We start from the raw sequence: 11,799 nt of genomic DNA, 5'->3' as shown, positions 1-11,799 counted from the left end.
CGGCCGAGCGGGGCGTCGTGGTGGCGATGAGCCCGCTCTAGGACCGCGGGACCGGCCGTCAGGTCACGTGCACCACCACAGGAACCGATTGCACGTCCGCGTAGGCGAAGGTTCCGGTGCCGGTTCGGAGGTCGTCGGGGCGGACGCCCGCGCGGTGGCGGTACGGGTCTCGGCGGCGGCCAGCCCGGCGGCCGAGCGGGGCGTCGTGGTGGCGATGAGCCCGCTCTAGGACCGCGGGACCGGCCGTCAGGTCACGTGCACCACCACAGGAACCGATTGCACGTCTGCGTAGGCGAAGGTTCCGGTGCCGGTCCGGAGGTCGTCGGGGCGGATGTCGGGGTGGGGGACGGCTTCGTCGTCGCGGGTGCCGTCGGGGCCGGTGTGACGCCGCCGGCGCCGGTCGTGGCCGACTGCCGGCCCTGATCGGTGTCCTTGTCCGGCGACTTGGACGCCTTGTCCTTCTCCTTGGCGGACTCCGAGGCCGACGGGGACGAGGACGGGTCCGGCGAGGCGGTGCCGCCGGGGCCCCGCGAGGCGTCGTCCAGGGGCTTGGCCGTGCGCTGCGGGGCGGAGGTCGACGTGCCGCCGTCCGCGGACTCGCCCCCGGCCGCCGCGGGGTCCGGGCTCGAGAAGCCCGGGGCGTCGATCCCCAGCTCGGCGAGGCTGAGGCCGCCCGCCGCCAGGACGAAGCCCGCGGCGATCAGGACGGTGCGTCGGCGACGGCGGCGGTGCAGAGCGGCCTTGCGGTCGCGACGGCTCGCGGCCGGGTCCGTGGACTCCGCGTCGTCCGCTCCGCGCCCGCGTCCACGCGCCCGCCGCCGGTTCGCCGCCCGGCCCCGCGGCTCGTCGCCGGAGCCGGCCGCCTCCTCGCCCTCCCCGCCTTCACCGGATGGGCCTTCTTCGTCCGCATCGTCCGCGAAATCCCCCTCGGCGTAGGGGACTTCGGCGTGCGGTTCGCCGTACGGTTCCTCGGGGCCGTACGCGTACGGCATCGCGGGCGCGCCCGCTTGCGCGTACACGCGTGGTGTCTGAGCCGGTGAGCCGCACCCCGGGCAGGCGAGGGCGCCGTTGAGGTGCCGTCGGCACGGGTCGCAGTAGTCCATGACGCGGGAAGACTAAGTTCCCGGACGGTAACGTTCCTAGGCACCTCTGTGAAGGTTTGGTGGGGGACCGAAAGAGCTCTCGAAAGGCTTGTCGAAACCGTTACCCGTTCGACCCATTGACACCCCTGCCGCCCCATCCTTACTGTCACGCCAGCATTTCGAACGTGTGACGAAATCTCGAACAGCTGAGGGGCAACCGCCGTGCGCATCACCGGAATCAGCACACACGTGGTCGGGACGCCGTGGCGCAACCTGACCTACGTCCAGGTGCACACCGACGAGGGGATCACCGGAGTCGGCGAGACCCGGATGCTCGGTCACACCGACGCTCTGATCGGCTACCTGCGGGAGGCCGAGGCCAACCACATTCTCGGTTCCGACCCGTTCGCCGTCGAGGACCTCGTACGCCGTATGAAGTACGGCGACTACGGCCGCGCGGGTGAGATCGTGATGTCCGGCATCGCGGTCGTCGAGATGGCCTGCTGGGACATCAAGGGCAAGGCCCTGGGCGTGCCCGTCTGGCAGCTGCTGGGCGGCAAGGTCACCGACAAGGTGAAGGCCTACGCCAACGGCTGGTACACCACCGAGCGCACCCCGGAGGCGTACCACAAGGCCGCCCAGCAGGTCATGGAGCGCGGCTACAAGGCGCTCAAGATCGACCCCTTCGGCACCGGCCACTTCGAGCTGGACCACGAGCAGTCCCTGTACGCCGTCTCGCTCATCGAGGCCGTGCGGGACGCGATCGGCCCGGACGCCGAGCTGATGCTGGAGATGCACGGCCGCTTCTCCCCCGCCACCGCCGTCCGCCTGGCCAAGGAGCTGGCCCCCTTCAAGCCGGCCTGGCTGGAGGAGCCGTGCCCGCCGGAGAACCTGAAGGCGCTGGAGAAGGTCGCCGCCAAGGTGGACATCCCGGTGGCCACCGGTGAGCGCATCCACGACCGGATCGAGTTCCGCGAGCTCTTCGAGAGCCAGGCCGTGGACATCATCCAGCCGGACGTCGGCCACATCGGCGGCATCTGGGAGACCCGGAAGCTGGCCGCCACCGCCGAGACCCACTACATGCTGGTGGCCCCGCACAACGTGGGCGGCCCGGTCCTGACGGCCGCGAGCCTCCAGGTCGGCTTCACCTCCCCCAACTTCAAGATCCTCGAGCACTTCAACGACTTCGCCGACGCGGAGATCAAGAAGGTCGTCAAGGGCGCCCCCGAGGTCGTCGACGGCTACTTCCACCTCTCCGACAAGCCGGGTCTCGGCGTCGAGCTGGACACCGACGCGGCGGCCGAGTTCCCGCAGCAGCAGGCCCGGTTCGACCTGTGGGCCGAGGGCTGGGAGCAGCGCAAGCCGAAGGGCACCGAGAAGTGAGCACCGCCGTCGTCGTCGAGGCACCGGGCGCCCACCGGGTCGTCCCGCACGAGCCGCGCGAGCCGGGTCCCGGCGAGGCGCTGGTCGCGGTGCACGCGGTGGGCATCTGCGGCAGCGACCGCGAGGTGTACCAGGGCAACCGGCCCGAGGGGTACGTCCGCTACCCGCTCACGCCCGGCCACGAGTGGTCCGGGACCGTGCGGGCGGTGGGCGCCGGGGTGCCGGGGAGCCTGGTCGGCCGCAAGGTCGTCGGCGAGGGCTTCCGCAACTGCCAGGTGTGCGACCGCTGCCACGCGGGCGAGACCACGCTGTGCAGCGCGGGGTACGAGGAGACCGGCTTCACCCAGCCGGGCGCCATGGCCACCACGCTCACCCTTCCGGCCCGGCTGCTGCACCCGCTGCCGGCGGACGCCGACCTGACCGCCGCCGCCCTGCTGGAGCCGGCCGCCTGCATCGCGGCCGCCGCGCTGAAGGCGAACGCCCAGCCCGGCGAGCGGATGGCGGTGGTGGGCACCGGCACCCTCGGGATGTTCGCCGTGCAGTTCCTGAAGGCGGTGTCCCCGGCCGAGCTGCTGGTCGTGGGCACCCGGAACGACCGCGAGGCGCTGTCGCGGCAGTTCGGCGCCACCGACTTCCGGCTGAAGGACCAGGAGCTCCCGGCCGACTTCGACGTGGTGATCGAGACCGCCGGGTCCGCGTCCGCCGCGCGCACCGCCGCCTCCCTGCTCAGGCGCGGCGGACGCCTGGTTCTGACGGGCATCCCGGCGGCGGGCGCCGACGGTCTGGACCCGACCGACCTCGTCGTACGGCAGCTGGAGGTGCACACGGTCTTCGGTGCGCCGCCGGACGCCTGGGCGCACACGGTCCGGGTGTTCGGCGCCGGGTTGCTGGATCCGCTGCCGCTGGTCACGCACGAGCTGCCGCTGACCGAGTTCTCGCAGGCCATCGAGCTGGTCGGGGCAGGCGACCCGAAGGTCGGCAAGGTGCTGCTCCGCCCCTAGCCGTACGCCGGTACGGGGGTGACCTGACGACCCCCGTACCGGCGTACACCCCAGCTTTTCCATACCCCGAGCCGCGAACCTCGTCCGAAATACCGAACACTAAGGACAGCTTGTGACCGACGCTTCCGCCACGGCAGCCCGCAGGCCCGGTGAGCAGGCCCTCGCCGCCCTCGGCCTGGGCGCGCCCGCCCCCGACCCCGCCGACGCCTCGCCCCACTCCTTCCCGGGCGGCGGTCGCTGGCGCACCGAGATCCCCTCGTGCGAGGGTCCCGAGGCGCTGGCGGTCGTCCTGAAGGAGGCCTCGCGACTCGACGTGCCCATCCACCGCATCAGCCAGGGCAGCGGCGTGTGGATGCTGACCGACGCCGAGATCACCGAGATGGTCGACGCCACCAATGAACGCGACATCGAACTCTGCCTGTTCACGGGCCCGCGCGGCACCTGGGACATCGGCGGCTCGGTGCGCTCCGACTCGCGCGGCGCGGGCCTGAGGGCGCGCGGCCACGACGCGGTCGCCGGCTGCGTCGAGGACGCCGTCCGGGCCACCGAGCTGGGCGTCAAGTGCCTCCTCGTCGCCGACGAGGGCGTGCTGTGGACGCTGCACCGGGCGCGCGAGCAGGGCATCATCCCCGCCGACACCACCCTGAAGGTGTCGGCGCTGATCGGACCGGTCAACCCCGCCTCGTATGCGGTGTACGAGGGGCTCGGTGCCGACTCGGTCAACGTGCCCAGCGACCTGACGCTCGATCACCTCACGGAGATCAGACGGGCGTCCGCCGCCCCGATGGACATGTACATCGAGGCCCCCGACGACCTCGGCGGATACATCCGGATGTACGAGGTCGCCGAGCTGATCCGGCGCGGCGCGCCGCTCTACCTGAAGTTCGGCCTGTCCAAGGCCCCCGGCATCTACCCGTACGGCCACCACATGCGGGACCTGACCCTGGCCACGGCCCGGGAGCGGGTCCGGCGCGGCCGGCTGGCCCTGGACCTGCTCGCACGGCACGGGGTCGACGGCGACATGGCGCCGCTCGGTTCACGGCTGCCCGGCGCCCTGAAGCGGTTCGGAACTTCCGCATAACGTTCCGGAAAACCAGCTTCACAAAACAAGACATGACCCAACAGAATCCAACGTACGAGCCGCACTCCACACATCAAGGATGATGATCATGCGCACTCGCAGAGCCGCCATAGCCGCCGTGGCCTCCGCCGCCTCCCTCGCCCTCACCCTGTCCGCCTGCGGCCAGAGCGGCGAGGGCGGCAGCAAGGAGAAGGCGGGTAGCGCCAAGGGCGGCACCATCGGCATCGCGATGCCGACCAAGTCCTCCGAGCGCTGGATCTACGACGGCAAGAACGTCGTCAAGGAGCTCCAGGCCAAGGGGTACAAGACCAAGCTCGTCTACGGCGAGGACAAGCCGGACACCCAGGTCTCCCAGATCGAGAACCTGATCACGCAGGGCGTCAAGGGCCTGATCGTCGCGGCCATCGACAACAAGTCCCTGAACAACGTGCTCCAGGAGGCCAAGGACGCCAACATCCCGGTCATCTCCTACGACCGTCTGATCCTCGGCACCAAGAACGTCGACTACTACGCCTCGTTCGACAACGAGAAGGTCGGCAAGCTCCAGGGCACGTACATCGTGCACAAGCTCGGCCTGGACAGCGGCAAGAAGGGCCCGTTCAACATCGAGCTGTTCGCCGGCTCCAACGACGACAACAACACCCGCTACTTCTTCAACGGGGCGATGGAGGTGCTCCAGCCCTACATCGACAAGAAGCAGCTGGTCGTCAAGTCCGGGCAGACCGCGCTCAACAAGGTCACCACGCTGCGCTGGGACGGCGCCACCGCGCAGAGCCGCATGGAGGACGTCCTCACCTCCACGTACAAGAGCGCCAAGGTCGACGCCGTGCTCTCGCCCTACGACGGCATCTCCATCGGCATCCTCGCCGCGCTGAAGTCGGACGGCTACGGCTCCGCGAGCAAGCCGCTGCCGGTCATCACCGGTCAGGACGCCGAGGTCGCCTCGGTGAAGTCGATCATCGCGGGTCAGCAGACGCAGACGATCTACAAGGACCTCCGCAAGCTCGCCAAGGTCGCCGCGAACATGGTCGACGACGACCTCAAGGGCAAGAAGCCGGAGATCAACGACACCAAGTCGTACGACAACGGCACCAAGGTCGTCCCCGCCTACCTGCTCCAGCCGGTGAGCGTCGACAAGAGCAACTACGAGGACGTCCTGGTCAAGGGCGGCTACTACACCGACGCCCAGCTCAAGTAATCCCGCCAACCGACCCACTCACACTGATTGGAAGGCACAACCATGGCGGGACCCGTCCTGGAAATGCGCTCGATCGTCAAGACCTTTCCCGGTGTCAAGGCGCTGTCGGACGTCACGCTGACGGTCCGGCAGGGCGAGGTCCACGCCATCTGCGGGGAGAACGGCGCCGGCAAGTCCACCCTGATGAAGGTGCTCTCCGGCGTCCATCCGCACGGCACCTACGAGGGCGACATCCTCTTCGAGGGTGAGACCTGCGAGTTCAAGGACATCCGGGCCAGCGAGCAGCACGGCATCGTGATCATCCACCAGGAGCTCGCGCTGGTGCCGTACCTCTCCATCGCGGAGAACATCTTCCTCGGCAACGAGCACGCCAAGGGCGGCTTCATCGACTGGAACGAGACGCTCAAGCACGCCACGGAACTGCTGCGCCGGGTCGGTCTGAGCGACCACCCGGAGACCCGCGTCGCCGACATCGGCGTGGGCAAGCAGCAGCTCGTGGAGATCGCCAAGGCGCTGTCGAAGAAGGTGAAGCTGCTCATCCTGGATGAGCCGACGGCGGCGCTGAACGACGAGGACAGCGGCAAACTCCTGGAGCTGATCCTGGAGTTGAAGAATCAGGGCATCACCTCGATCATCATCTCCCACAAGCTGAACGAGATCCGTCACGTCGCCGACTCGGTGACGATCATCCGCGACGGGCGCTCCATCGAGACGCTCGACGTGAAGGCCGAGGAGACGACCGAGGACCGGATCATCAGCGGCATGGTCGGCCGCGACCTCGACCACCGGTTCCCCGAGCGCACCCCGCACGAGCCGGAGGAGGGCGCGGCCCCGGCCCTGGAGATCCGCGACTGGACCGTGCACCACCCGATCGACCAGCAGCGCAAGGTGGTCGACGACGTGTCGATCCAGGTGCGGCGCGGGGAGATCGTCGGCATCGCGGGCCTCATGGGCGCCGGCCGCACCGAGCTGGCCATGAACGTATTCGGCCGCTCCTACGGCCGGTACGCGAGCGGCACGGTCCTCAAGGACGGCAAGGAGATCCGTACCAAGACCGTCGCCGAGGCGGTCGAGCACGGCATCGCCTACGTCACCGAGGACCGCAAGCACTACGGCCTCAACCTCATCGACACCATCAACCGCAACATCTCGCTGACCGCGCTGAAGAAGGTCGCCAAGCGGGGCCTGGTCGACGAGCACGAGGAGCGGCAGGTCGCCGAGGGCTACCGCAAGTCCATGAACATCAAGGCGCCCACCGTGTTCGAGCCGGTGGGCAAGCTGTCGGGCGGCAACCAGCAGAAGGTCGTCCTCAGCAAGTGGATCTTCGCCGGTCCCGATGTGCTGATCCTGGACGAGCCGACGCGCGGCATCGACGTCGGCGCCAAGTACGAGATCTACACGGTCATCGACCAGCTGGCGGCCCAGGGCAAGGCGGTCGTCTTCATCTCCTCCGAGCTGCCGGAGCTGCTCGGTATGTGCGACCGCATCTACACCATGGCCGCGGGGCGGCTGACCGGCGAGTTCTCCCGGGCCGAGGCCTCGCAGGAATCGCTGATGCGCCAGATGACGAAGGACAAAGAGGTAACCCGATGAGCACGGATGTGACCGCCAAGACCCCGGCCCCCGCGCCGCCGGGCAAGAGCGGATCGGCGGACGGCGAGGGCCTGCTCCAGCTGATTCTGGGCGGCCTGCGCCGCAACATGCGGCAGTACGGCATGCTGATCGCGCTCGGCCTGATCGTCGTCCTCTTCCAGATCTGGACGAACGGGGACCTGCTGCTGCCGCGCAACGTCTCCAACCTGGTCCTCCAGAACAGCTACATCCTGATCCTCGCGATCGGCATGATGCTGGTCATCATCGCGGGCCACATCGACCTGTCGGTCGGCTCGCTCACGGCGTTCGTCGGCGCGACGGCGGCCGTACTGACGGTGAACCACCACATGGCGTGGCCGCTCGCCACGGCGGTGTGCCTGCTGACGGGTGCGGTCGCGGGCGCGGTGCAGGGCTATCTCATCGCCTACTTCGGCATACCCTCGTTCATCGTCACGCTCGCCGGGATGCTGCTCTTCCGCGGTCTGACGGAGATCGTGCTCGAGGGACAGACCGTCGGCCCGTTCCCGGACGGTCTCCAGAAGCTCGGCAACGGCTTCCTGCCGGAGGTCGGCCCGAACACCAACTACCACAACCTCACGCTGCTGCTGGGTCTCGTCCTCATCGCCTCCGTGGTGTGGCAGGAGGTACGTGACCGGCGTCGGCAGCAGGAGTTCGCGCTCGACGTGCTGCCGGCGAAGGCGTTCGCGCTGAAGCTCGTCGCGCTGATCGCCGCCGTCCTCTCCGTCACGATGCTGCTGGCGAGCTACAAGGGCGCGCCGATCATCCTCATCGTCCTCGGCGTCCTGGTGGTCGGCTACGGCTACGTCATGCGCAACGCGGTCTTCGGCCGCCACATCTACGCGATCGGCGGCAACCTGCCGGCCGCGAAGCTGTCCGGCGTCAAGGACAAGCGCGTCACCTTCCAGGTGTTCCTGAACATGGGCGTGCTCGCGGCCCTGGCGGGTCTGGTGGTCGCCGCCCGTCTGAACGCGGCCTCGCCGAAGGCGGGCGTCAACTTCGAGCTCGAGGCGATCGCCTCGTCGTTCATCGGCGGCGCGTCGATGAGCGGCGGTGTGGGTACCGTCCTCGGCGCGATCGTCGGTGGTCTCGTCCTCGGTGTGCTGAACAACGGCATGAACCTCCTCAGTGTCGGCACCGACTGGCAGCAGGTCATCAAGGGCCTGGCCCTGTTGGCCGCGGTCGGCTTCGACGTGTGGAACAAGCGCAAGTCCGGTTCGTAAGTCAGATCGGGCCCCGCCGGAAACGGCGGGGCCCCTCCCTTTACAGGAGCTGCAAGTGGAACTGAACAGACGCACGGTCATCGCAGGAGCCGCGGCCGCGGGTATCGCGGCGACCACCCTCGGCACGGGCACGGCACAGGCAGCTTCGGGAGGCAGGAAGCCGGTGAAGGAACCCTTCGGCAAGCTCGCCGACGGCACGAAGGTCTACCGCTGGTCGCTGGAGAACGGCGGCACCCGGCTGAAGGTCCTCAACTGGGGCGGCGTCGTCCAGTCCCTGGAGATCCCGGACCGGCACGGCCGGCACGCCAACGTGGTCAACGGCTTCGACAACATCGACGACTACGTCGCCAAGTCCCCCTACTTCGGTGCCCTCATCGGCCGCTACGGCAACCGCATCGGCAAGGGCCAGTTCACCCTGGACGGCAAGGCCTACCAGCTGTCCGTCAACGACGGCGTGAACAGCCTGCACGGCGGCACCCAGGGCTTCGACAAGCACATCTGGGACGTCGAACCCTTCACCCGGGGCTCCGACGTCGGCCTGCACCTGCACTACACCAGCATCGACGGCGAGATGGGCTACCCGGGCACCCTCAAGGCGAAGGTGACCTACACCCTCACCAAGCACGGCGACTGGCACATCGACTACGAGGCCACCACCGACAAGGCCACCGTCGTCAACCTCACCAGCCACGTCTACTGGAACCTGGCCGGCGAGGGCAGCGGCACGATCGAGAACCACGAGCTCACGATCGCCGCCTCGCGCTACACCCCCACCGACTCGGGCCTGATACCCACCGGCGAGCTGGCCAAGGTCTCCGGCACCCCCTTCGACTTCCGCCACGCCAAGGCGATCGGCAGGGACATCCGGGCCGGCCATGTGCAGCAGGTGCAGGCCAAGGGCTACGACCACAACTGGGTCCTGGACAAGGGCGTCACGGCGAAGCCCGAGCACGTCGCGACGCTCCGCGACCCGCACTCCGGCCGCACCCTGAAGATCGCCACCGACCAGCCCGGCCTCCAGTTCTACTCGGGCAACTTCCTCGACGGCACCCTCACCGGCACCGGCGGCCACACCTACCGCCAGGGAGACGCCCTGTGCCTGGAGACGCAGCACTTCCCGGACTCGCCGAACCAGCCGTCCTTCCCGTCGACCGTGCTCCGGCCCGGACAGACATACCGGACGAGGACGGTCCACACCTTCAGCGCGTGAGGTGAAGTCACACTTCTTTCACACGCGTTGAACGGCGCCCCGCCGGTCTCCGTACTCATGGGTGGCCCGTGCTCCCCCGCACGGGCCACCCTTAAACGGAGGTTTCCTTGGCTGACAACGTCACCTCGTTGTTCCGCAACACGGCGGCGCACAGCCCCTCGATGGCGGCGCTGGCGCGCGAGGGCGACGGGTCGGGCCCGGTGGACTTCTGCATCCCGTGCAACCCCTACTTCCCCACCCCCGCCATGTTCGAATCCATGGCGGCCCGGTTGCGCGACATCATCACGTACTACCCCAGCAGCGCCGACACCATCACGGCCGAGCTGTGCAACCTGCTCCAGCTCCCGCCGAGTTGCGTCGCCATGGGCAACGGCTCGACCGAGCTGATCACCTGGATCGACCATCTGCTGGTCCGCGAGTCCCTCGCCATCCCGGTCCCCACCTTCGGCCGCTGGACCGACCAGCCGATGGAGACCGGCAAGCGGGTGGACATGTTCCCGCTCCAGGAATCGAGCGGCTTCGCCCTCGACCTCGCCCAGTACGCCGAGTTCATCCGGGCCCGCGGCACCCGGGTCGCGGTCATCTGCAACCCCAACAACCCCGACGGCGGCTACCTGCGCAAGCAGCAGGTGGTGCAGTTCATGGACTCGATGGCCGACCTCGACCTCGTGGTCGTCGACGAGTCCTTCCTGGAGTTCGCCGACGCGGAGGCCGAACCGAGCGTGGTCCAGGAGGCGATGCTGCGGCCGAACGTGGTCGTGCTCCGCAGCCTCGGCAAGAACTTCGGTCTGCACGGCATCCGCTTCGGCTACCTGGTCGCGAACCCCGCCCTCGCGACCAAGGTCCGCTCCATGCTTCCCAAGTGGAACCTCAACTCCTTCGCCGAGCACGTGGTGTTCATGCTGAAGGAGCACGGCTCCGAGTACGCGCAGAGCCTCATGCAGGTCCGCCGGGACCGCCTCGACATGGCCAGCCAGCTCTCCGCACTGCCCGGGCTGACCGTGTACCCCTCCCAGGGCAACTTCCTCTTCGTGCGCCTTCCCGTCGGCGCCGAAGGCACCGTGGTCCGGGACCGGATGCTCACCGAGCACCGGATCCTGGTCCGCGAGTGCGGCAACAAGATCGGTTCTTCCAGCCGCTTCCTGCGGCTCGTGGTGCGCCCCCAGGTCGACGTGCGTCGCCTGGTAACCGGCCTGGAGTCGGTGCTCTACGGGACCAGGAGGGGGGCCGCCGTACCCGAGCTGGGTACAGGGACCAACTACAGCTCGGGTACGGCGGCTGTCGACAGGCTGGTCAGCGAGACCAACGGGGCCGGAATGATGGGGCTTGCCGCGCAGGCCGTCGCCGCCGGTCCCGCCCCGGGGCTGCCAGTCGCCCCGGCCGCCGGCACCGGCATGCCGCTCCCCGCCGCCGCACCGTCGGTCGGCGGCGGGATGCCGATGCCGGCGGCAGCTCAGGCCGTTCCGCAGCAGGTGCCGCAGGCGATCCCGCAGCAGATCCCGCAGCAGATTCCCCAGCAGATCCCGCAGCAGATGCCCCAACAGATGCCGCAGCAGGCCCCCCAGCCGATCGCGCCCGTGCCCGCCCCGGCACCGTTCCCCACCCCCGCCCCCACTCCGGTGCCGGTGCCTGTACCGGTGCCTGCCCCCGCGCCGGTACCTGCCGCGCCCCCAGTGCCCGTGCCCGTCCCCGCGGCGACCGGCCCCACCCCGCCGGGCGTTCCCGCCCGCGGCGGTCTCACCGCGGCCCAGGTACGCGGCATGACCGCCCCGGCCCCCGCCGCCGGCCTGACCCCGGCCCCGGCGACCGGCTGGCCCAACGCGCAGAGCTGGCCGAACGCGGCCGGGATGGGACAGACGGGGTAACGGCCCGGGGCTGCCGCGCTGGGCCCTGCCGACAGGGCCTAGTGCCGCGGCAGGCAACGTTCGCCCCGTCGCGACGCCCGGCACGCTCCCCCACTGCCTCAAGGGCGTGGGAGGTGCCCCCACTCGCCGCACCGGGCACAAGCCC

The 11,799-nt window shown here is 69.4% G+C and carries 10 protein-coding genes; 9 read left to right on the top strand and 1 reads right to left on the bottom strand.

All coding sequences use genetic code 11. The features are described 5' to 3' along the window. The first annotated feature begins 88 nt into the window (after nucleotides 1-88). Nucleotides 89-229, top strand: a complete 141-nt coding sequence (locus tag ABZ915_RS48110) for a hypothetical protein (protein WP_361817638.1) — start codon at nucleotides 89-91, stop codon at nucleotides 227-229. Nucleotides 230-251: 22 nt separating this feature from the next. Here ABZ915_RS48110 and ABZ915_RS48105 read toward each other — a convergent pair whose 3' ends face one another. Next, nucleotides 252-1,019 carry a hypothetical protein gene (locus ABZ915_RS48105; protein ID WP_361817636.1) on the bottom strand — a complete coding sequence of 256 codons (768 nt, stop codon included), beginning with the start codon at nucleotides 1,017-1,019 and terminating at the stop codon, nucleotides 252-254. 285 nt (nucleotides 1,020-1,304) lie between these two features. Here ABZ915_RS48105 and ABZ915_RS48100 point away from each other — a divergent pair, with 285 nt between their 5' ends. The 8 genes from ABZ915_RS48100 (at nucleotide 1,305) to ABZ915_RS48065 (ending at nucleotide 11,654) form a co-directional block, all read left to right on the top strand. Beyond that, nucleotides 1,305-2,465 (top strand): mandelate racemase/muconate lactonizing enzyme family protein, encoded by a 1,161-nt coding sequence (locus ABZ915_RS48100; RefSeq protein WP_361817634.1) that lies wholly within the window; start codon nucleotides 1,305-1,307, stop codon nucleotides 2,463-2,465. Further along, a complete protein-coding gene (locus ABZ915_RS48095) occupies nucleotides 2,462-3,466 on the top strand; it encodes an alcohol dehydrogenase catalytic domain-containing protein (protein ID WP_361817631.1) in 1,005 nt (334 codons plus the stop codon). The genes ABZ915_RS48100 and ABZ915_RS48095 overlap by 4 nt, the downstream gene beginning before the upstream one ends. Before the next feature lie 112 nt (nucleotides 3,467-3,578). After that, nucleotides 3,579-4,547: a hypothetical protein gene (locus ABZ915_RS48090; protein ID WP_361817628.1), complete on the top strand. Its 969-nt coding sequence runs from the start codon at nucleotides 3,579-3,581 to the stop codon at nucleotides 4,545-4,547. A gap of 88 nt (nucleotides 4,548-4,635) precedes the next feature. Beyond that, nucleotides 4,636-5,745 (top strand): multiple monosaccharide ABC transporter substrate-binding protein, encoded by a 1,110-nt coding sequence (gene chvE, locus ABZ915_RS48085; protein WP_361817625.1) that lies wholly within the window; start codon nucleotides 4,636-4,638, stop codon nucleotides 5,743-5,745. Nucleotides 5,746-5,787: 42 nt separating this feature from the next. Next, nucleotides 5,788-7,338 (top strand): multiple monosaccharide ABC transporter ATP-binding protein, encoded by a 1,551-nt coding sequence (gene mmsA, locus ABZ915_RS48080; RefSeq protein WP_361817623.1) that lies wholly within the window; start codon nucleotides 5,788-5,790, stop codon nucleotides 7,336-7,338. Continuing rightward, the gene (gene mmsB, locus ABZ915_RS48075; protein ID WP_361817620.1) at nucleotides 7,335-8,579 is read left to right on the top strand and encodes a multiple monosaccharide ABC transporter permease; all 1,245 of its coding nucleotides are present in this window, start codon (nucleotides 7,335-7,337) and stop codon (nucleotides 8,577-8,579) included. The genes mmsA and mmsB overlap by 4 nt, the downstream gene beginning before the upstream one ends. Nucleotides 8,580-8,634: 55 nt before the next feature. Next, a complete protein-coding gene (locus ABZ915_RS48070; RefSeq protein WP_361817617.1) occupies nucleotides 8,635-9,789 on the top strand; it encodes an aldose epimerase family protein in 1,155 nt (384 codons plus the stop codon). 107 nt (nucleotides 9,790-9,896) lie between these two features. Further along, nucleotides 9,897-11,654, top strand: coding sequence for a histidinol-phosphate transaminase (locus ABZ915_RS48065; RefSeq protein WP_361817614.1), 1,758 nt, complete (start codon nucleotides 9,897-9,899; stop codon nucleotides 11,652-11,654). The last annotated feature ends 145 nt before the right edge of the window (nucleotides 11,655-11,799 follow it).

Source organism: Streptomyces sp. NPDC046915, from assembly GCF_040644935.1.
Taxonomy (GTDB): domain Bacteria; phylum Actinomycetota; class Actinomycetes; order Streptomycetales; family Streptomycetaceae; genus Streptomyces.
Note: the sequence above shows the minus strand (reverse complement) of the source record. Positions and strands in the feature narration are given on the sequence as shown.